This is a genomic window from Sphaerisporangium sp. NPDC088356 (assembly GCF_040685555.1).
Taxonomy (GTDB): domain Bacteria; phylum Actinomycetota; class Actinomycetes; order Streptosporangiales; family Streptosporangiaceae; genus Sphaerisporangium.
Map to the genome: position 1 here is coordinate 1 of NZ_JBFBIK010000033.1, position 19,804 is coordinate 19,804.

Below are 19,804 nucleotides of genomic sequence, written 5' to 3' on the forward strand. Positions count from 1 at the left end.
CCGGGTGGAGTTCGAGCGGCGGGCTCGGTGCAAGGCCGAGCCCGCCCGGGTCACGGGAAGAACCCAGATCATCCTGCTGCCCCGAGCGAGGGAGTTCGCCTCGGCGATCACGAACGCAGGCGGTCGCCAGGCCCCCCGACCGCGTCATGTCTGAAATACGCCCGGTAAGGCTATGAACAGGTCAGACGCTCCTAAGATCGTCCGACCCGGCGGACCCGGTCCCGGAGCTTCCTCGGGACCGGGTTCTTACTGTTCAGCGGCCTACTTTGCGGGCGGGACCGCGTCGGCGGGCCAGGGGCAGGCGTTCAGGGCCTCAAGGGCCTGGCGGGCCATGGCTAGCTTCTCGTAGAGGAACAGGACCGGGTGGCCGGCGGCCATCGTGACCGCGGTGCGCAGGGCAGCCTCCGGTCCTTCGGCGGTGGCGAGGCCGATGCCGGGCCGGGCCCGGCGCATGGCCGCGGTGATCAGGCCGGTCATCTCACCGGGCCGGCGGCCGCGCTTGTCGGCGTCCTCGTAGACGACGACCCGGCCGAACCACGCGGCGACGGCATCGGCCGAGCGGGCCACCAGGTCGTCGCGGCGGTCGCTGGGCAGCGTGATCGCCGCCACGGGCTCGCCGCCCCAGACATCGCTGATCATGCGGCCTGTCGCGTCGAGCGCGGCGGCGTTGTGGCCGTAGTCCACGATCACCGGGCCGCCGCCGACCAGGTAGACGTGGCCGCGCCCCGGGTTCGACTCGCCCGGCGTGAACGTGCCCAGCGCGCGCCGGATGTCCTTGGCGCTGACCCCGAGCCCGCGGCAGGCCGCCACCGCGGCCAGCGCGTTCGCGATCACGTGCGGGGCGAGCCCGCCGAACGCGCCGGGCAGCTCGACCACGCTGAGCAGCGCCCGCTCCCGGTCCGCATCGAACTCGACCAGCTCGCCGTTGCGAAGCTCGTAGGCCAGGCCGCCCGCCTGCCGGTGCCGTTCGATGACCGGGTTGCCGTTCACCAGGCTGAAATACCTGATCACGGACGCGTGCCCGCGCACCCGCGGCCGGTCGGCGAGCGCGGCGACCACCGGGTCGTCGGCGTTCAGCACCACGGTCCCGCCCTCGCGAACCTCCTCGGCGACCAGCGCCTTTACCTCGACCAGCTCGTCGAGATCTTCCACACCATCCGCGCCCAGGTGGTCGGCGGTGATGTTGGTGACCACGGCCACGTCGGCCCGGTCGTAGCCGAGCCCACCGCGGATGATCCCGCCGCGCGCCGTCTCCAGCACCGCGGCCTCGATGCTGGTGTCGTCGAGCACCATGTCCGCGCACCGCGGGCCCGAGGCGTCGGTGTCGTAGACCAGCCGACCGCCGGAGTAGACCCCGTCCGTGGTGGACATCCCCACCCGCATCCCGGCCTTGCTCAGGATGTGGCCGATCATGCGGACCGTCGTGGTCTTCCCGTTGGTCCCGGTGACCGCGACGACCGGGACCCGGGATGGGGCGCCGGGCGGGTACAGGCTGTCGATCACCGCGCCGGCCACGTCCCGCGGCGCGCCCTCCGCCGGGGACAGGTGCATCCGCAGCCCCGGGCACGCGTTGATCTCGATCACGGCCCCGGGCTCAGCCCCGCCGTGACCGGCCCCGCCGCACCGCATCGGTGCCGCGATGTCGGCCAGCCGCACGTCGATGCCGCAGACGTCCAGGCCGACCACTGCCGCGGCCCGGCGGCACACGTCGGCCACGTCCTCGTGCACCAGGTCGGTCACGTCGCGGCTGGTTCCGCCGGTGGACAGGTTCGCGTTCCGGCGCAGGGTCACGAGCCGGCCGCGGGCCGGGACCGACCCCGGGCCCAGGCCCTGGGCCTCCAGGTGCGCGAGCGCGCGCTCGTCCAGTTTGATCTTGGTCAGCTCTCGGGAGTGGCCCTCGCCCCGGCGCGGGTCGGCATTCACCACGTCGACGAGTTGGGCGATGTCGGAGGCACCATCGCCGGTCACCGAGGCCGGCCGCAGCTCGGCCGCGGCCACCACCTGGCCATCGACCACCAGCACCCGGTAGTCGGTGCCGGGCACGAACTTCTCCACGATCGCGCCCTCGTCGCCGGCCGCCGCCTGGGCGTAGGCCGCGGCCGCGGCCGCGGCGGTGGTCACGCCGACGGTCACGTTGGCACCGTGGTTGCCATGGAGCGGCTTGATCACGACCGGCCCGCCGAGCCGGCCCAGCGCCCCGGCGGCGTCGGCCGCGCTCCGGGCCACCACCCCATCGGGCACCGGGATGCCCGCGCCGGTCAGCAGCTGCTTGGCCAGCATCTTGTCGGCCGCGATGTCCACACCGATCACCGACGTCTGCTCGGTCAGCGCGGCGCACACCAGCCGGCGATAGCGCCCGTAGCCGAGCCGCAGCATGCTCAGCTGGCCGACCCGGCGGACCGGTATCCCCCGGCGGCGGGCCGCGCCCGCGAGCGCGGCCGTGCTCACGCCGAGGCGCTCCCGCTCCACGACCCGAGCGATCCTGGCCAGTTCGAGCGGCAGGTCGGGGATGCGTTCAAGAAGAATGTGCTGGACCGTGGTGATGGCCAGTTCCAGCAGCTCGGCCGGCACCGAGGACTGCGCGGGCTCGTCCTGCGGGCACTCGGTCATCACGTCGTAGCGGCCGTCGGCGCCGGCCCACATGGTCCGGCCCAGGTGCACGTCGCGGCCCACCAGGCTGGACAGCTCCAGCGCCACGTGCTCGGTGACGTGGCCGAAGTAGGTGCCCCGGGCCATCGCCTCCAGGAACCCGCCCGGACGCCCGGCCGCGCAGTGGTGCTCGGCCAGCCCGGGCAGGGCCGCGGTCAGCCGACCGGCGAAGCCCGGGTACTCGGTGGTCTTCCGGCCGGTCAGCTCCTCGAGCTCGAGCCGCGCGACGGTGACCGGCCGGGTGCTGAAAGAGTTAGGTCCGCTCAGGTGACGCAGGTCGTCGAGACGCACGTAACACTCCCTAAGGGTTGGGCGGATGGGCGGGCCGGCGGTGATCAGTACCGGTCGTGCGCGGGCCCGATGGAAGCCTCGCGGGTCGCGATGTCGAAGACGCACCCGGCGGGCAGCAGGTGCAGCCGGACACCGAACAGGGTGATCGGGTCTTCGTCCCCGGCGGCGTGGATGACCGTGGCGTTCCGCCCGTCAGCCACCGTGGCCACGCCGGTGCCGAGCACCTCGAAGCGGGTGCCGTCGACCAGGATCCCGGTGTTCTCGCCGATGCCGACGCCCAGGTACTCCAGGTCGAGCGCCATGGCGCTGAGCAGCCGGGGGAGCCGGCCGCGCTCGCTGAAGTGCATGTCGATGATGAGCGCCTTCGGGAGCAGGCCGAGCCCGGGGCCGGTGCGGACCGTGGCGGCGGACACGCCGGGGCCCTCGCCGCCGAGGATCATCGTGCGGCCCATGGCGGTGGCGCCGGCGCTGGTCCCGGCGATGACCGCGCCGCCTGCGCGCAGCCGGTCGCGCAGGATCTCGTTGGCCCGCGAGCCGACCAGGGCGCGCAGCCGCGACTGGTCGCCGCCGGAGAAGAACACGCCCGTGGCGTCGTCGAGGAGCTTGGCCGCGTTGTCGCCGTCGGCGTCGGAGCGCCCGCGTAGCCGCAGTTCCCTGGTGTGGTCCACGCTGAGCTTGCGGAACACCCGCTCGTAGTCGGCGTGCACCTCCTCGGGCGCCCCGGTGGCCGTAGTGACCAGCACGATCCGGGCCGCCTCGCCGCCAGACAGCTCCACGAACCGCTCGAGCAGGCCGGAACCGCAGCACTCGGCGCCCCCGATGATAAGCAGGCGGCCCGGATCACCGGGTTTATCCCCTTCGTCCGCGTCCATGCTCCCTCCTCGACCGGTTGTTACCCTTAGTTGCCACATATCAACCGACAGCAACTAGATCGCCCCGTATGGGCCGGTTTGGGAGCGCGGGTGCTCGCGTTACTCGGAGCGCAGGGCGCCGCGGACGTGCTGGCCGTGCTGGTCTGCCGCTGGAAACTCTCGCCGCGAGGTGATTACACGTCTAGGCCGGGAGGGGGCGGCCGACCAGGGCCGCTCCCTTCCGGGAACCATCAACGCCGCTGCCCCGGCAGAACCAGCAGGGTGATCGAATTCGCCGGGTACGCCGCATTGACCCGGCCCTGGTGCACCCTGAGATCGTCACCGCGCACGATCGAGTTGAGATCGGCCGCGCTGTAGGTGAATCGCTGCGCCCTGGCATCGCCGTGCAGTCCGGCGATCGACAACGGTGAGGTCAGCTCACCGCCGGTCTTGTTGACGACCATCAGGGTCAGCGCCTTGTCGCGCGAGCGCTGCGCCCCGTACACCGCCAGCTGGCCTTGATCGCTGCTGGTCGCCGACACGCTCACGTCACCGAACCGGCTCCCCGCGCCGTCGTAGTTGCGATACATCCGGAACGCGTAGGCGCCGGGCTGCGTCGGCTGGGGTTCGCCCCAGATGGTGGCGAGGTCGAGACCCTCACGCCCGAAGATGCCGAGGACGTCGGCCTGCGCCAGGGCGCCGTTGATGTCGTCCAGCGCGCCCCAGTTGTACTCGGTGATCGCGGTCTTCGTGCCGGGGTAGTACTGCGCGACCCACTCTTTCATCTTGCGGATGAACTGCAGCGGCGGCGCGTTCACGCCCGTGGGCCCGATCCAGGACTCCTCGACGTACGTCGGGTCCCACAGCGAACGCGTGGACCGCAGCCGCCACGCGTTGGACTCGGGGTCCTTCCCGCCATTGATCTGCGGGTAGTAGTGCTGGTCGAAGTAGTTGAGCATGCGCTTGCCGCCGTGCGCGTCGCTGTAGTCCTTCATGTTCTTCAGCCACCACTGCGACAGGTTGAGCCCGCCGTGCGCGGCCGCGTCGGCGCCCGGCCCACATCCGTCCACTCCGGACGCGACCCACTCGCAGTATCCCCAGCCGGACGGGCCGAGCACCGCCGCGCCCGGGTCGGCGGCCTTGATGGCCGCGGCGGTCGCGGTGCTCTTGCTGCCCAGCTCGTCGTACGAGACCGCCTCGGGGTGCACGTCGCGGTGCGTGGAGTTCCACAACACCGGCTCGTTGTCGAGCTCGTAGATCGACACGCCGCCGCGCGCCGCCTTACCGAACTGGCTCACGAGATGCGACACCATCTCGCCGTCGAACGAGGCGTTCACCGGGATCGAGGTGTCCTCAGGCACCGCCCCGGTGAGGTTCGCGTTGTTGAGCCTGCCGTTGCCGCAGCCTGGGTCCCACTGGTCGAATCCATCCTGAGCGGGGAACCGGCTGGCAGGGAATCCGCAGGCGAACGGGTGCTGGCCGGGCGAGTCCTTGGCCACCCACCCGCTCATCGGCACGGTGACGACCTGTTTGGTGCCGCGGTCCTGGTTGGTCTTGACGAACGCCTCAACCGTGTTGTCGGGCCCGGCGACGATGTTCTCGAAGTACCAGTCGCTTCCCGTGTTGTAGGTGTGGTTCTTGAAGTTGTAACGCGTGCTCGCGTTGCCGCCCCAGCGCGCCACCGGCAGGCCGATCTCGGCGGCGAACGCCGGGGCGGCGCCGTTCATGCCGTAGATGTCCGGACTGATCGCATGCCGGGCGGCGGACAGGTCCACCGACAACGTGGGACCCGCTGCGGCCACAGCCGGGTCCAGGGCCGCCTGGACGGTCAATGTCCCCGCCACGAAGGACATTGCTACGCCGAGCGTCGTGGCCGGTCGCAGCTTCCGCCGCCGTTGAGCACCCATCATCGACGCTCCCGTCAATAGATCCGTCGGTCAACAATCGAGGAGCCTGACCGGATGCTTCACCCGAGTCAAGGTGCTGCGGTCGCGCGAGGGCGGGCGGCCAGGCGGTACCAAGAATTCTTGGCCCCTGACTAGGTGCGTTTCCTGCTCAAGCCTTGCCCGCCCCGTACCGACCCGGCCGCGGTTCAGGAGGACAGCCTGAAAGTTGCACGCAGCCCACGAATCCGGCCTCTCGGCCGCACGGCGACCTGCAGATCGACTTCAGAGTCCCGTGAGGATACAGCGAACCCCGCCGCCCAGAGGAGGGAGACGGGGTTCGCGCATTTCAGGGGTTTACTTGAGGAGCTGGCGGGCCATGACCATGCGCTGGATCTGGTTGGTGCCCTCGTAGATCTGGGTGATCTTGGCGTCGCGCATCATGCGCTCTACCGGGTAGTCGCGGGTGTAGCCGTAGCCGCCGAGGAGCTGGACGGCGTCGGTGGTGATCTCCATGGCGGCGTCGGAGGCGGCGCACTTGGCGGCGCTGGAGAAGAAGGTGAGGTCGGCCACCTTCTGGCCGTGCATGCCGAGCTCGGACTTGGCCGCCGCCGCGTACGTGAGCTGCCGGGCGGCCTCCAGCTTCATCGCCATGTCGGCGACCATGAACTGCAGCCCCTGGAACTCGGCGATGGGCTTGCCGAACTGCTTGCGCTCCTTGACGTACCCGATGGCGTAGTCGAGGGCGCCCTGGGCGATGCCGAGGGCCTGGGCGGCGATGGTGATGCGCGTGTGGTCGAGGGTGGCGAGGGCGGTCTTGAAGCCCGTGCCCTCCTCGCCGATCATGCGGTCGGCGGGGATCCGCACGTTCTCCAGGATGACCTGCCGGGTGGGCGATCCCTTGATCCCCAGCTTCCTCTCCTTGGCGCCGAAGCTCACGCCCTCGTCGTCCTTCTCGACGACGAACGCGGAGATGCCCCGGGCGCCGGCCCCCGGGTCGGTGACGGCCATGACCGTGTAGAACTCCGACACGCCCGCGTTGGTGATCCACATCTTCGTGCCGTTGAGCACGTAGTGGTCGCCGTCGCGGACCGCGCGCGTCTTCATCGCGGCGGCGTCGGAGCCGGCCTCGGGCTCGGACAGGGCGTACGAGAACATGCCCTCACCGCGCGCCACGGGGGCCAGGTAGCGCTGCTTGAGCTCCTCGGAGGCGGACAGCAGCAGCGGCACCGTGCCGAGCTTGTTGACGGCCGGGATCAGGGAGGACGACGCGCATGCCCGCGCGACCTCCTCGATTACGATCACGGTGGCGAGCGCGTCGGCCCCGGCCCCGCCATACTGCTCAGGGATGTGCACGGCGTGCAGCTCGGCGGCGACGAGTGCCTTGTACGCCTCCCACGGGAACTCGCCGTTCTCGTCGACGGCGGCGGCGTGCGAGGCGATCTTCTCATCGGAGAGTGCCCGCACGGTCTCGCGCAGCATCTCGTGCTCTTCGGCGGGCGCGTAGAGAGGGAAGCTCATGGACAAATACTAGGACGTCCAACAATACGGTGGCCGAAGCAGGGGTATATGGAAGTCACCCCTCCGGCGAAATGTCCCATTTGTACTGTTGCAGGAGGTAGGGAGCCCGGTAACATGCCTCGGCAACGTAACGGTAAAGATGGGGTCGACAGCCGTACATGGAAGGAGCACGCTCGTGTCCTATCGCCTGACGGTCCTGGGGACCGGATACTTGGGTGCCACGCACGCGGCGTGCATGGCCGCGCTGGGCTACGAAGTGCTGGGGCTGGACGTGGATCCGGCGAAGGTGGCCAGCCTGCAGGCGGGCGAGCTTCCCATCCACGAGCCCGAGCTGGAGGAGCTGCTCCAGCGCGGGCTGGAGTCGGGGCGGCTACGCTTCACGACCTCCTACGAGGAGGCCGCCGAGTTCGGCGACGTGCATTTCGTCTGCGTGGGAACCCCGCAGAAGAAGGGCGAGTACGCGGCCGACGTGTCCTACCTGGACGCCGTCGTCGAGTCGCTCGCCCCTTACCTCACCCGTGAGTGCCTGGTCATCGGCAAATCGACCGTACCGGTCGGCACCGCCCAGCGCCTCGCCGACAAGCTCGTACGGCTCTCGCCGGCCGGTGAGCTGGTGGAGCTCGCGTGGAACCCCGAGTTCCTGCGCGAGGGCTTCGCCGTGCGGGACACCATGCATCCCGATCGCATCGTGCTCGGCGTCGTCTCGGACAAGGCCGAAAAGGTCATGCGCGAGGTGTATGAACCCATGCTGGCGGAGGGCACTCCTCTGATCATCACGGACTACCCGACCGCCGAGCTGGTCAAGGTGGCGGCCAACGCCTTCCTGGCCACCAAGATCTCCTTCATCAACGCGATGGCCGAGGTCTGCGAGGCGGCGCACGCCGACGTCAAGGATCTGTCGCTCGCGCTGTCGTTCGACGAGCGCATCGGCGGCCGGTTTCTCAACCCCGGCCTCGGCTTCGGCGGCGGCTGCCTGCCCAAGGACATCCGGGCGTTCATGGCACGCGCGGGCGAGCTCGGCGCCGACCAGGCGCTGACGTTCCTCCGCGAGGTGGACGCGATCAACATGCGCCGCCGGGCCCGCATGGTCGACCTGGCCCGCGAGCTGGCGGGCGGCTCGTTCCGCGGCTGTACGGTCGGGGTGCTCGGGGCGGCCTTCAAGCCCAACTCCGACGACATCCGCGACTCCCCGGCGCTGGACGTGGCCGTGAAGATCCGCGAGCAGGGCGGCAAGGTCACCATCTACGACCCGGTGGCGCTCGCCAACGCCCGCAGGGCCCATCCGACCCTCGGCTTCGGCTCCTCGGCGCTGGACGCCGCGCGCGGCGCGCACGTCGTGCTGCTGCTGACCGAATGGCAGGAGTTCATCGACCTCGACCCCGAGAAGCTGGGCGGCGTCGTGGCCGCCCGCAAGATCGTGGACGGCCGCAACGCGCTGGACGCCGAGACCTGGCGCGCCTCGGGCTGGCACTACCGCGCGCTGGGCCGCCCCTAGCTTCAGGCCGTTCTCAGCCGGTCGGGCCGGGGCCTCCCAGGGTCTCGGCCTCCACGCGGAGCCGGGCGCCCTTGGCGTGCGCCTGGTCCCTCAGAGCGGCCTGGAAGCCGGTCATCTTCGAGCGCAGCTCCTCGGAGGCCGCACCGAGGATGCGCACGGCGAGCAGCCCGGCGTTGCGGGCGCCGCCGATCGCCACGGTGGCCACCGGCACCCCCGCGGGCATCTGCACGATGGACAGCAGCGAATCCATGCCGTCGAGGTACTTCAGCGGCACCGGCACGCCGATGACCGGGAGCGGGGTCACGGCCGCGAGCATGCCAGGCAGGTGAGCGGCTCCCCCGGCGCCCGCGATGATCACGCGGAGCCCCCGGGACGCCGCCTGCTCGCCGTAGGCGATCATCTCCTGGGGCATGCGGTGCGCGGAGACCACGTCGGCCTCGAAGGGGACGCCGAACTCGCCCAGCGCCTCGGCCGCGAGCCGCATCACCGGCCAGTCGGAGTCGCTGCCCATCACGATGCCGACCACAGGACTCGCGGCCATCAGACGTACTCCCCCGTGGCCAGGTGGACGGCGGCGTGGCGGGCGCGGGCCCGTACCTCGTCGAGGTCGGTGCCGAGCGCGGTGACGTGTCCGATCTTCCGGCCGGGCCGCACCTCCTTGCCGTAAAAGTGGATCTTCACGCCCGGATCGTGGGCCATCACGTGCTCGTACCGGCCGAAGAGGCCGGGATCGTCCCCGCCGAGCACGTTGACCATGACCACGACGGGCGCCGCCGGGGCGGGCGAGCCCAGTGGCAGGTCGAGGACGGCGCGCAGGTGCTGCTCGAACTGGGAGGTGCGGGCGCCCTCGATGGTCCAGTGGCCGCTGTTGTGCGGGCGCATCGCCAGCTCGTTCACCATGATCGTGCCGCCCGGGAGCTGGAACATCTCCACCGCGAGCAGGCCGGTGACGCCCAGCTCGTTGGCGATCTGGAGCGCGGTGTGCTGTGCCACCGCGGCGTCCTCAGGGTCGAGCCTCGGCGCGGGCGCGATGACCTCGACGCAGATGCCGTCCCGCTGGACGGTCTCCACCACCGGGTAGCTGACCCCCTGGCCGTGCGGCGACCGCGCCACCAGGACGGCGAGCTCGCGCTCGAAGGGCACGAACGCCTCGGCCATCAGCTCGGTGCCGCTGGCCAGCACCTCGGTGACCTCCTCCACGGAGGAACAGACCCAGACGCCCCGGCCGTCGTAGCCGCCGCGCACGGCCTTGAGCACGATCGGCCAGCCGTGCTCCTTGCCGAAGCCCTCAAGGTCGTCGGCGGACGAGACCCGGGCCCACGCGGGGCAGGGGACGCCGATCGCGGTGAGCCGCTCGCGCATCACGGCCTTGTCCTGCGCGTGCACGAGCGCCTCGGCCCCCGGGTGTACGGCGAGGCCTTCGGCGGCGAGGGCCTGGACGTGGCCGGTGGGCACGTGCTCGTGGTCGAAGGTGATCGCGTCGCAGCCGGCGGCGAACTCGCGCAGCACGGTGAGGTCGCGGTAGTCGCCGAGCCGCGTGTCGGCGATCACGCGGGCGGCGCTCTCGTCGAGGGAGTTGGCGAGGACGCGCAGCTCGACGCCGAGCGCGATGGCCGCCTGCTGGGTCATGCGGGCGAGCTGGCCCGCGCCGACCATGCCGACGACGGGCCCGATGGGAGGCGTTTCGCCCCTGGTCACAACACTGGTCACAAGCTCAAACCCTACCCAGGACCATCAGGTGGCCGTGATGTCGGCCGGTCCGCCGTACGCGGACCCCGCGAGGGTCAGGCGGTGATGTCGGCGAGGCCTCTGGTCATCGCCACGGTGGTCAGCTTCCCGTCGGCGGTGACCTTGGTCGCGAGGAGGACCACCTCACTGGCGTGGATGGCCTTGACTCCGGCCTTGCCGGTGAAGGCACGCACGGCGTCCGCGCCGAAGAGGGGGTGGGCGAGCCTGCGCGCGCCCGTCTTCTGGATGTACATGATCTTGAGGGCGTGGAAGACCAGCGCGCCGCCGTCGACCAGCCCGAGGGCCCTGGTCTCGGACGGTACGAGCTGGACGTCGGAGCTGAGCCGGTCGGGCCGTACGATGCCCGGCTTCTTGGTCAGCTCGGTGAGGAGGGCGCGCATCGGGTCACCCGTGGCGAACCGTACGCCGCTCAGCCCCGCGCGGTCGGAGAGGAAGGCCAGATGCTTCTGCGGCACGAGCCGGGCGCGGACCCCGTCGTCGGGATCGTCGGTGGGCACGGCACGGGTCGTCTGCTGGGCGTCGAGCTCGGGAGCGTCCCCCAGGAGCCGGATGGGGCCGTACGCGAGCCGCCAGCGCTCCTCCTCGCGGGCGAAGAGGAAGTAGGACGGATGGGGCCGGTGGGCCAGCGCGACGAACCACGGATGCTCCGCGGCACGGTCGGGCAGGAAATAGTCGACCTTGCTGTAGTCCAGAGGTGCGGGGGCTGGACGGCCGTTCTTGACCGCCTCGCAGGCACGGGCGCCCAGCTCGCCCTCCGCCGAGGTCGTGAGGAAGGCGACCTTGGCGCAGTCGTGCTTCTTCCAGGCGTCGTCGAGCTCCTTGAGCAGGGCGAACGCGGTGGCGGCGTCGTCGGGGCCCACGGTCTGGGCGGGGGCGGCCACGGCCTTGGGCGTGGCCGTCCGGTCCGGCTGACCGTCGGCCTGTGCGCCACAGCCTGTCAGCAGGGCGGCACTGAGTCCAAGAGCGACCAATCGGCGCAGCACGCTAGGAGCCACCTCTCCAGGGCACACCTGTGCGATCTGCGGCGCAGCCTAGCGCACCATGTCAGTTACTACCCGTGAAAGTCCGGATATTTCGCCAATTAGTGTTTTTGACGAGCTTGCGTGACCGGACGCGAGATCCGCCGGACCACCGGTAACCTGGGTGCTTCGGAACCTAGGAAGGACTGTTGTGCAGCTCATTCGTCGCCTGTATGACAGGTTCTCCTCGCTGTTCCGCGAGCTCGCCAAGTTCGGCACGGTAGGCGCCGTCGCCTTCGTGGTCGACTTCGGCAGCACCAACCTGCTGCGGTACGGCGTGCAGCTCGGGCCGCTGACCTCCAAGGTCTTCGCGACCGTGGTCGCCGCCACGCTGGCCTACCTCGCCAACCGTTACTGGACGTGGCGGCACCGCGAGCAGACCGGCCTCGCCCGCGAGTACTTCCTGTTCTTCGTGCTCAACGGCATCGGCCTGCTGATCTCGCTGCTCATCATCGGCTTCGTCGAGTACACGCTCAAGATGACCGACCCGTTGAGCTACAACATCTCGCTTATCGTCGGCACGGTCCTCGGCACGCTGTTCCGCTTCTGGTCGTACAAGAAGTGGGTCTTCCTGCCGCCGGAGCTGCCCTCTGTCGACCCGCACACCGGGCTCCCCGAGACGGGCGAGGAGTCGCCCCACACCCCCCACCAGGGTTCACAGGGTACCGTGCCACCGCCGGCCGCTCCGGGCATCCAGCTGGGGGATCCCGCCCGTCTGAACGGCGACGGCCACCACGCCACCTTCTCGCCCCCGCCGGAGCGGGCCACCAAGCTCTGAGCCGGCACAGACCGCCAAGTTCTGAGCCTGAGTCTGGTTTGTCAGGCCTGAGCCTGAGCGGTCCTCCAGGCCCTGAACGCGAGCCGGACACCCGGCGTCACGCCGGACCGCTGACCACGCGGTGCCGTGCCGTCTCGTCGGCGGGGCGCAGGAAGAGCGCGAACACCGCCGGTCGCGGCCGCACCAGCTCTAAGCGCCCGCCGTCAGAGGCGGTGAGCGCCCGGGCCAGCGTCAGCCCGAGCCCCGTACCCCCCGCGCCGCTGACGTTGCGGTCGAACACGCGCGCGCGAAGATGCTCGGGGATCCCCGGCCCCTTGTCGGCCACCTCGATCACGATGGACTTGTCCGAGCTGCCCGTCGTGATCGTCACCGGGCCGTCGCCGTGCTCCAGGGAGTTCTCCAGTAGCGTCGACACCACCTGGCTCAGCCCGCCCTTGCTGACGAGCGCGCGCAGGCCGCGCCTTCCTTCGAGATGAAGCGACCGCCTTGACCTGCGGAAGGCCGGCTCCCACTCGGTGATCTGCTGGCGCAGCACCTCGTCCACAGAGATGGCCTCCGCCTGCGCGTGGCGCTGCCGCCGGGCGGCGGCGAGAAGCTCGTCGATGACGGCGGTGAGCCGCTCGGCCTGGACGATCGCCGCCTCGCCCTCCTCGCGCACGATCGCGGGCTCGGTGGCGGCGGCCACGATCTCCTCCAGTCGCATGGTCAGCCCCGTGAGGGGCGTGCGGAGCTGGTGGGAGGCGTCGGTCGCGAACTCGCGCTCGCGGCTCAGCAGGTCGGCGATGCGGGTGGCGCTCCGGTCGAGCACCTCGGCCACCCGATCGAGCTCGGGTATGCCGTAGCGGTGCCTGCTCGGCCGGGCGTCACCGGAGCCCAGCCGCTCCGCGATCCTGGCGAGATCCAGGAGCGGCAGGGTGAGCCGGCGTGACTGCACGACGGCGAGCGACACCGCGACCGCGAGTGCGAGCCCGGCCAGGGCCACGATGAGCAGGAGCCATCCCCGGATGTTCCGTTCGACCTGGGCTCGGTCACGCGTTATCCGGACATAGACCCCACTCTCGGAATGGGTTTCCTCGGTCATCTGCCGATCGGGGGGCGGCTCCGTACCGACGATGACCGTCGGGCTGTTGCGAATGAAGATCTGGACATACCTGTTGGGATACTGCCGCTGCAGCTCGTCGGGGTCTATGGGCCGATCCTCGATGCGGGCGTATTCCACCTGGCTGAGCAGCAGCGTCGCCTGTGCCCTGAGCTGCTGGACCGCCTCGTCGTTGATGAGGCGGGTCACCACCAGACCGAGCGGAACACCCAGGAGCAGGACCGCGATGGCCGCGACTACCAAGGTCGAAGACAGCAACCTACGGCGCATCTAGCTATGGGCTATTCGCGCTCGAACCGGAAGCCAACTCCCCGAACCGTCGTGATATATCGCGGCTTGGCGGCATCGTCCCCCAGCTTGCGGCGCAGCCACGAGATGTGCATGTCGAGAGTCTTGGTCGAACCCCACCAGTTGGTGTCCCACACCTCACGCATGATCTGCTCGCGGGTGACGACCTTGCCGGCGTCGCGTACGAGCACGCGCAACAGGTCGAATTCCTTGGTGGTCAGATGCAGCTCCTTTTCTCCCATCCAGGCACGCCGCGAGTCGGCGTCGATGCGCACGCCCTGGACCACGGGGGTCTCAGAGGTGCCGCGCCGCAGCAGCGCCCTGACACGGGCCAGTAGCTCGGCGAGCCGGAACGGCTTGGTCACATAGTCGTCGGCCCCCGCGTCGAGACCGACCACGGTGTCCACCTCGTCGACACGCGCCGTCAGGATCAGCACGGGCGTGCCGTGCCCTTCGGCGCGAATGCGGCGGGCGACCTCCAGGCCGTCCATTTCCGGTAGGCCCAAGTCAAGCACGATGAGGTCGACGCCCCCGGACAGAGCCCTTTCCAGGGCCTGCGGGCCATCGGGGCTCACCTCCACCTGATAGCCCTCTCGGCGCAGCGCGCGCGCCAGGGGCTCGGAGATCGAGGTGTCATCCTCGGCGAGAAGTACGCAGGTCATAAAGCGATCGTAGGACCTTAGGCGATCGTTTCCCGGGTACAGCGCGCGGTTTGACTTGTCGTTGACCCAGCAATTGACCTGGGCAAAGACGGAGAAAGGGGGATGAGCCCTCCCGCACTACCTGGTACCCCAAGCGCACCAGCTCTATCCGCGCCGAGCGGTCCCGACACGCCGGGGACACGCCGCGAGACGCCGACGGCCCGCCGGATGAGCCCGGCGGGCCGTGTCGCGGACGCGGTCTCAGCCACCGGTCTCGGCGACATGAGCAAAAATGTCCTAAAAAGTCCCCGGAGGGCTACGAGCTGGAGCCCGAACCGTCCGGAAGCTCCACGAAACGCTGCAGGTAGAGAGCCTCGCCGAGTGTGTTCAGCAACTGCAGCTCGGTCTCGAGGTAGTCGATGTGGTGCTCCTCGTCCTCAAGGATTCCCTCGAAGACGCGGGCCGAGGTCGCGTCACCGCGCTCCCGCATCAGCTGGATGCCGGGACGCAGGCGCTGGACCACCTCCACCTCAAGCTGAAGGTCGGCCTCCAGTTGCTCCTTGACGGTCTGCCCGATGTGCAGTGTGCCGAGCTTCTGGTAGTTCGGAAGGCCCTCCAGCATCAGGATGCGGTCGGTGAGCACCTCAGCGTGCCGCATCTCGTCGATGGACTCGGCCCTCGTATACGCGGCGAGCTTCGTGTATCCCCAGTGCTCCTGCAGCTTGGCGTGAAGGAAGTACTGGTTGATCGCCGTGAGCTCGGATGTCAGCTGCTCGTTCAGCAGAGCGATGATGTCTTTGTCCCCCTGCATATGCAAGCCCCTTGTTCTATGCCGTCGCGACAAGTTCCTCAGATCGCTTCAGCATTGCACAAATCTTCCGGACGCATGTCGCGCAGTCCTTGCCGGCGCCTGTGACATCCCGAATCTGGCGCGCACTCTTCGCACCTGCGGCGATACAGTCGTGAACGTCGCTGTCGGTCACGGCTCGGCAGATGCAGACGTACATGCGAGGAGTGCCTTTCGCGACAGGGGAAGTAGGTTAGGCACACCTAAGATAACCCATGTCGGTAAGGCTTGCCTATGTGAGCTGCGCAACACTGACGCTGCCTTCACCCCGTCATTGAGACGACACTGGGTCACTGACCTCGCGCTGCCGTGTCCGTGCCGGTCTATGCCGGTCTGTGGCGGTCTGTGGCGGCAGGCGAAGTCAGTGATTCCTGGCCGCTCAGTGGCCTCGGGCGATCCACTTCTCCAGGTCGGGGGCCTCGGAGCCGATGCTCGTCGAGTCGCCGTGACCGGTGTGCACGACGGTCTCCGGCGGAAGGGTCAGCAGCCGGTCCCTGATGGAGTCGATGATCGTCTCGAAGGACGAGTACGACCGGCCGGTCGCCCCCGGCCCGCCCGAGAAGAGCGTGTCACCCGTGAAGACGGCCCCGAGGTCGGGAATGTGCAGGCTGACGGCCCCCGGAGCGTGGCCGGGCGTGTGGAGCACGTGCAGGGCGGTGCCCGCCACCTCGATCACGTCACCGTCGTGCAGCGGCTCGTACCGCCGCGCCGTGCCGTAGACCATCTCCCACAGGACGGCGTCGGCGGGATGCAGCAGGATCGGGGCACCCGTGGCGTCGGCCAGCGCCCCCGCGGCGTTGATGTGGTCGTTGTGCGCGTGGGTGCAGATGATCGCCTTCAGCCGGCGGCCGCCCACCGCGTCCTGGATGGCCTGCGCGTCGTGCGCGGCGTCGATGACGACCACCTCGTGGTCGTCGCCCACGAACCACACGTTGTTGTCGACGTTCCAGGTGCCGCCGTCCAGCGTGAAGGTGCCCGAGGTGACGAGCTTCCCGATCGTCACAGGACCACCACCGAACGGAGGACCTCGCCGCGGTGCATCTTGGCGAAGGCGTCCTCGACCTGGTCGAGCTCGATCGTCTCGGAGACGAACCCGTCGAGGTTGAGCCTGCCCTGCAGGTAGAGGTCGATCAGCATGGGGAAGTCGCGGCTCGGGAGGCAGTCGCCGTACCAGGAGGACTTCAGCGAGCCGCCCCGGCCGAAGACGTCCAGCAGCGGCAGGTCAAGGGTCATGTCCGGGGTCGGGACGCCCACCAGCACGACCGTGCCCGCGAGGTCGCGGGCGTAGAAGGCCTGCTTGTAGGTCTCGGGCCGGCCGACGGCCTCGATCACGACGTCGGCGCCGTGCCCGCCGGTGAGATCGCGGATCGCCTCCACGGGGTCGGCGGTCTTGGAGTTTACGGTGTGGGTCGCGCCGAACTGCCCGGCCAGGCCGAGCTTGCGGTCGTCCACGTCCACCGCGATGATCTTCGCGGCGCCCGCGAGCGACGAGCCGAGAATGGCCGCGTTCCCGACGCCACCGCACCCGATGACGGCGACCGAGTCACCGCGGGACACCCCGCCGGTGTTGATCGCGGCACCGAGACCGGCCATCACGCCACAGCCGAGCAGACCGGCCACGGCGGGCCGGGCGTCCGGGTCGACCTTGGTGCACTGTCCGGCGGCCACCAGCGTCTTCTCGGCGAACGCCCCGATGCCGAGGGCGGGGCTGAGCACCGTGCCGTCGGCGAGGGTCATCTTCTGGGTGGCGTTGTGGGTGGCGAAGCAGTACCACGGGCGGCCGCGCAGGCACGCGCGGCAGTTGCCGCAGACGGCACGCCAGTTGAGGATCACGTAGTCCCCCGGGGCGACGCTCGTGACGCCGGCGCCCACGGCCTCGACGACACCCGCGGCCTCGTGGCCGAGCAGGAAGGGGAACTCGTCGTTGATCCCGCCCTCGCGGTAGTGCAGGTCGGTGTGGCACACGCCGCAGGCCTGCACGTTCACGACCGCCTCGCCGGGCCCCGGGTCGGGGACGATGACGGTCTGCACCGACACGGCCTCGCCCTTGCCCTCTGCGATCACACCCTGGACTTCGTACGGCATGGTGGGTCCCTCCCTTTAATGACCTACATCAACGTGTGTCGACACATCAATGGCGTTCAGAATGTTGACGACCGGTGCGGCCCGTCAAGACCGGCGCAGTACGTAGGGCTGGATCACGCCGAGGCCGCGGGCCGGTCGCCGGCGGATCCGCTGGGCCACGAGCCCCGGCCTGCCCTCGATCCCCCCGGCCATACCCGGATCGACGAGCACCGTGCACGGACGGGCGATGGCGGTCAGCCGGGCGGCGAGGTTCACGGTCGTCCCGAAGACGTCGCCCATGATCGGGAGTACGGGGCCGTACGTCAGGCCGACACGCACCTCCCTGCCCTCGTCGCGGATCACGTCGACCAGCTCCAGCGCGACGCGCGCGGCCGTCTCCGCGGTGGGGGCGGTGAACAGGACCTCGTCCCCGAGCGTCTTGACCACCCGGGCGCCGTGCGCGGCGACGACGTCGGAGGTCCTGGCCTCGAAGCTCTCCACCAGCTCGGCCAGGCCCTGCTCGTCCAGCTCGCGGGAGACCTGGGTGAAGGAGACCAGGTCGGCGAACCCGACGGCGAGGGTCAGGCGGCCCGGCACCGTCTCGGTGTTCATGTCGGTGATCGTGAGCAGGCGGGTGCCGGCCGCGGCGAGCTGGGCCCGCCAGACGTGGACGAGCAGGCGCTCGAAGTCGGGCAGGAGCTTGCGGGAGGTCGCCATGACGCCCGCCAGGTCCTTGTCGCTCGGCGCCTCCGCCGGGTCGAGCATCGCCCCGATCATGATCTCGGCCTGCCACTGGGCGAGCCTGGCCGTGGTCTGGCCGAGCGCCCTGGCCATCCGTACGACCGTGGCCTCGTCGATCAGCTCGCCGCCGAGCATGCCGCCCACCCGGCGCAGCGCCTCCACGTCGGCGTCGGTGAAGGCGGGGGTCTCGTCGGCGGGCGTGGCGAACCCGAGCGCGCGCCAGATGCGCTGGGCGAGTTCCGAAGAGACCCCGGCCCGCCTCGCCACCTCCCCGCGCGTATGGCGAGGCGTGGAACCCACGAACAGCCGCTCGATCTGCTCGGCTGTCGGACGTCCCGCGGTCTCGGTCTCACGCACCTTCAGGAGGTTACGCCACGTTCGGGGCATATCTCACCGACCGTCGATATCTCCGTCGGATGCGTCCTCCACCAGCCGGAACAGCTCCGACCTGACCGCCTGGATCTTGGGAATGTCCCTGAGATTGATTTCGCCCTTGTCGGAGGCGGACTCGACCACGAGGGTCCCGCAGCCGAGCATCCGCTCGACGAAGGTCTGGTCGGAGCTGACGCTGTTGACCTTGGCCAGCGGGATGTCGTCGTCGGACTTGCTCAAGATGCCGGTGCTGATGTTGAACCGGTGGGTCGTGAGCGTGTACGACGTCGTCTTCCACCGCAAGTACGGGATGAACGACCAGAGCGCCAGCGCGACCACGGACACCACGGCGACCGCGATCCAAGCGTAACGGACGTACTCGTAGTCCACGGGAATGAAGTAGAACGCCGTGCTAGAGGCGGCGATGACGAGGATCAGCGCGAAGAAGGGCAGTATCAGGCGCTTCCAGTGGGGATGGAACGAGTGGACGACTCGTTCCCCCGCCGTCAGATGATGTTCAGGGAGACCCATGGGGCAAATCGTGGCACGCCGATCTCCCCCACGTCTGCCCTATCTTTCGTGCCGGGCCGAAGCTCCGCCAACCAGGACATTCCCTTGGCTCCTTCTTGACGCTCGCGCACCCACCCGGACGGCCGTCACAGGCGGCCGTGCTTGGTCTACTTGGCGGCGGGCCTGACGTGGACCACGTCGCCCACGCTGATGGCGTGGTCGACGCCGTCGGCACGGACGATCAGGTGCCCGGAGCCGTCCACACTGGTGGCGACGCCCGTGAGCAGGCGCTCTCCGGGAAGCTCCACCCGCACCTCCTGGCCGACCGTGGCGCTCATCGCGGTGTAGGCGGCGCGCAGCCCGCACGCGTCGGCGTCGCCGCCGGCCGCGAGCCACTCGCGGTAGTGCGACTCGATCTCGCGCAGCACGGCCCTGATCAGGGGGTCGCGGTCGGTGCACTTGGCGTCCTCGACGGCGAGCGAGGAGGCGGTGGTGACCGGCAGCTCCTCAGCGCGCACCGACACGTTGAGCCCCATGCCGACGATGATCGCGCCCTCAACCCGCTCGGCCAGCACTCCCGCGATCTTGCGCTCACCGACGAGCAGGTCGTTCGGCCACTTCAGCCGTACGTCCAGCTCGGCGACGCGGCGGATGGCGGACGCGGCGGCCAGCGCCACCAGCAGCGTGATCCACCCCTGCGTGGCCGGGGGGACCGCCGGGCGCAGCAGCAGGGAGAAGGTCAGCCCCGAACGCGCCGGGGCGGTCCACACGCGGCCGAGCCGGCCGCGACCCGCGAGCTGGAGCTCCGCGATCAGCACGGCGCCCTCGCGCGCGCCGTCGCGGGCGGCCTGGGCCAGGTCAGCGTTGGTGGACCCGGTGCGGTCGACGACGGTCAGCTGTGACCAGAGGCCGCCGGGCCGGACGACGGCGCGGCTCAGCGCCGCCTGCGAGAGCGGCGGCCGGTCGAGATCGGTGTACGGCGAGTCAAGCACGCTTCCATCCTCCT

18 protein-coding genes are annotated in these 19,804 nt (G+C 69.9%); 2 read left to right on the plus strand and 16 right to left on the minus strand.

Annotated features, from left to right (window positions below):
• Positions 1-261: 261 nt before the first annotated feature.
• The 4 genes from cphA to AB0O34_RS14985 form a co-directional block, all read right to left on the minus strand.
• A complete protein-coding gene (cphA, locus tag AB0O34_RS14970) occupies positions 262-2,940 on the minus strand; it encodes a cyanophycin synthetase (protein ID WP_363915913.1) in 2,679 nt (892 codons plus the stop codon).
• A 44-nt stretch (positions 2,941-2,984) separates the two neighbouring features.
• Positions 2,985-3,812: a cyanophycinase gene (locus tag AB0O34_RS14975; protein ID WP_363915914.1), complete on the minus strand. Its 828-nt coding sequence runs from the start codon at positions 3,810-3,812 to the stop codon at positions 2,985-2,987.
• A 230-nt stretch (positions 3,813-4,042) separates the two neighbouring features.
• Positions 4,043-5,635 (minus strand): glycoside hydrolase family 44 protein, encoded by a 1,593-nt coding sequence (locus AB0O34_RS14980; RefSeq protein ID WP_363915916.1) that lies wholly within the window; start codon positions 5,633-5,635, stop codon positions 4,043-4,045.
• Positions 5,636-6,031: 396 nt separating this feature from the next.
• On the minus strand, positions 6,032-7,195 hold the full coding sequence (locus tag AB0O34_RS14985; protein WP_363915917.1) for an acyl-CoA dehydrogenase family protein: 1,164 nt from the start codon (positions 7,193-7,195) through the stop codon (positions 6,032-6,034).
• 175 nt (positions 7,196-7,370) lie between these two features.
• Between AB0O34_RS14985 and AB0O34_RS14990 the strand changes: the two genes are divergently transcribed.
• A complete protein-coding gene (locus AB0O34_RS14990) occupies positions 7,371-8,690 on the plus strand; it encodes a UDP-glucose/GDP-mannose dehydrogenase family protein (RefSeq protein WP_363915918.1) in 1,320 nt (439 codons plus the stop codon).
• Between the two features lie 13 nt (positions 8,691-8,703).
• Here AB0O34_RS14990 and purE read toward each other — a convergent pair whose 3' ends face one another.
• The 3 genes from purE to AB0O34_RS15005 form a co-directional block, all read right to left on the minus strand.
• On the minus strand, positions 8,704-9,231 hold the full coding sequence (gene purE, locus AB0O34_RS14995) for a 5-(carboxyamino)imidazole ribonucleotide mutase (protein WP_363915919.1): 528 nt from the start codon (positions 9,229-9,231) through the stop codon (positions 8,704-8,706).
• Positions 9,231-10,400, minus strand: a complete 1,170-nt coding sequence (locus tag AB0O34_RS15000; protein ID WP_363915920.1) for a 5-(carboxyamino)imidazole ribonucleotide synthase — start codon at positions 10,398-10,400, stop codon at positions 9,231-9,233. Before AB0O34_RS15000 ends, purE begins: the two co-directional genes overlap by 1 nt.
• 74 nt (positions 10,401-10,474) lie before the next feature.
• Positions 10,475-11,422 carry a hypothetical protein gene (locus tag AB0O34_RS15005; RefSeq protein ID WP_363915921.1) on the minus strand — a complete coding sequence of 316 codons (948 nt, stop codon included), beginning with the start codon at positions 11,420-11,422 and terminating at the stop codon, positions 10,475-10,477.
• A gap of 187 nt (positions 11,423-11,609) precedes the next feature.
• Here AB0O34_RS15005 and AB0O34_RS15010 point away from each other — a divergent pair, with 187 nt between their 5' ends.
• Entirely contained in the window at positions 11,610-12,236 is a 627-nt protein-coding gene (locus AB0O34_RS15010; RefSeq protein WP_363915922.1) for a GtrA family protein, read from the plus strand.
• A gap of 97 nt (positions 12,237-12,333) precedes the next feature.
• Here the strand turns inward: AB0O34_RS15010 and AB0O34_RS15015 are convergent, their stop codons facing one another.
• The 9 genes from AB0O34_RS15015 to AB0O34_RS15055 all read right to left on the minus strand — a co-directional run bounded on the left by AB0O34_RS15015 (position 12,334) and on the right by AB0O34_RS15055 (position 19,790).
• Positions 12,334-13,605 carry an ATP-binding protein gene (locus AB0O34_RS15015; RefSeq protein WP_363915923.1) on the minus strand — a complete coding sequence of 424 codons (1,272 nt, stop codon included), beginning with the start codon at positions 13,603-13,605 and terminating at the stop codon, positions 12,334-12,336.
• A gap of 11 nt (positions 13,606-13,616) precedes the next feature.
• Complete coding sequence (locus AB0O34_RS15020; protein ID WP_155339464.1) at positions 13,617-14,285, minus strand: response regulator transcription factor; 669 nt, start codon at positions 14,283-14,285, stop codon at positions 13,617-13,619.
• Positions 14,286-14,580: 295 nt separating this feature from the next.
• On the minus strand, positions 14,581-15,075 hold the full coding sequence (gene bfr, locus AB0O34_RS15025; RefSeq protein WP_363915924.1) for a bacterioferritin: 495 nt from the start codon (positions 15,073-15,075) through the stop codon (positions 14,581-14,583).
• A gap of 16 nt (positions 15,076-15,091) precedes the next feature.
• Positions 15,092-15,271 (minus strand): (2Fe-2S)-binding protein, encoded by a 180-nt coding sequence (locus AB0O34_RS15030; protein WP_363915926.1) that lies wholly within the window; start codon positions 15,269-15,271, stop codon positions 15,092-15,094.
• 219 nt (positions 15,272-15,490) lie between these two features.
• Positions 15,491-16,108, minus strand: coding sequence for an MBL fold metallo-hydrolase (locus tag AB0O34_RS15035; RefSeq protein ID WP_363915975.1), 618 nt, complete (start codon positions 16,106-16,108; stop codon positions 15,491-15,493).
• 2 nt (positions 16,109-16,110) lie between these two features.
• Positions 16,111-17,196 (minus strand): S-(hydroxymethyl)mycothiol dehydrogenase, encoded by a 1,086-nt coding sequence (locus tag AB0O34_RS15040; RefSeq protein WP_363915927.1) that lies wholly within the window; start codon positions 17,194-17,196, stop codon positions 16,111-16,113.
• A gap of 84 nt (positions 17,197-17,280) precedes the next feature.
• Complete coding sequence (locus tag AB0O34_RS15045) at positions 17,281-18,273, minus strand: adenylate/guanylate cyclase domain-containing protein (protein ID WP_363915928.1); 993 nt, start codon at positions 18,271-18,273, stop codon at positions 17,281-17,283.
• Positions 18,274-18,306: 33 nt separating this feature from the next.
• Entirely contained in the window at positions 18,307-18,819 is a 513-nt protein-coding gene (locus tag AB0O34_RS15050) for a PH domain-containing protein (protein ID WP_363915929.1), read from the minus strand.
• A gap of 146 nt (positions 18,820-18,965) precedes the next feature.
• On the minus strand, positions 18,966-19,790 hold the full coding sequence (locus tag AB0O34_RS15055; RefSeq protein WP_363915930.1) for a biotin--[acetyl-CoA-carboxylase] ligase: 825 nt from the start codon (positions 19,788-19,790) through the stop codon (positions 18,966-18,968).
• Positions 19,791-19,804 lie beyond the last annotated feature (14 nt).

Coding starts and splice junctions, on each gene's coding strand:
- AB0O34_RS15030 (WP_363915926.1), bottom strand. CDS start 15,271: ATGTACGTCTGCATCTGCCGAGCCGTGACCGACAGCGACGTTCACGAC.
- purE (WP_363915919.1), bottom strand. CDS start 9,231: ATGGCCGCGAGTCCTGTGGTCGGCATCGTGATGGGCAGCGACTCCGAC.
- AB0O34_RS15040 (WP_363915927.1), bottom strand. CDS start 17,196: ATGCCGTACGAAGTCCAGGGTGTGATCGCAGAGGGCAAGGGCGAGGCC.
- AB0O34_RS15050 (WP_363915929.1), bottom strand. CDS start 18,819: ATGGGTCTCCCTGAACATCATCTGACGGCGGGGGAACGAGTCGTCCAC.
- AB0O34_RS15015 (WP_363915923.1), bottom strand. CDS start 13,605: ATGCGCCGTAGGTTGCTGTCTTCGACCTTGGTAGTCGCGGCCATCGCG.
- AB0O34_RS14975 (WP_363915914.1), bottom strand. CDS start 3,812: ATGGACGCGGACGAAGGGGATAAACCCGGTGATCCGGGCCGCCTGCTT.
- AB0O34_RS15020 (WP_155339464.1), bottom strand. CDS start 14,285: ATGACCTGCGTACTTCTCGCCGAGGATGACACCTCGATCTCCGAGCCC.
- bfr (WP_363915924.1), bottom strand. CDS start 15,075: ATGCAGGGGGACAAAGACATCATCGCTCTGCTGAACGAGCAGCTGACA.
- AB0O34_RS14985 (WP_363915917.1), bottom strand. CDS start 7,195: ATGAGCTTCCCTCTCTACGCGCCCGCCGAAGAGCACGAGATGCTGCGC.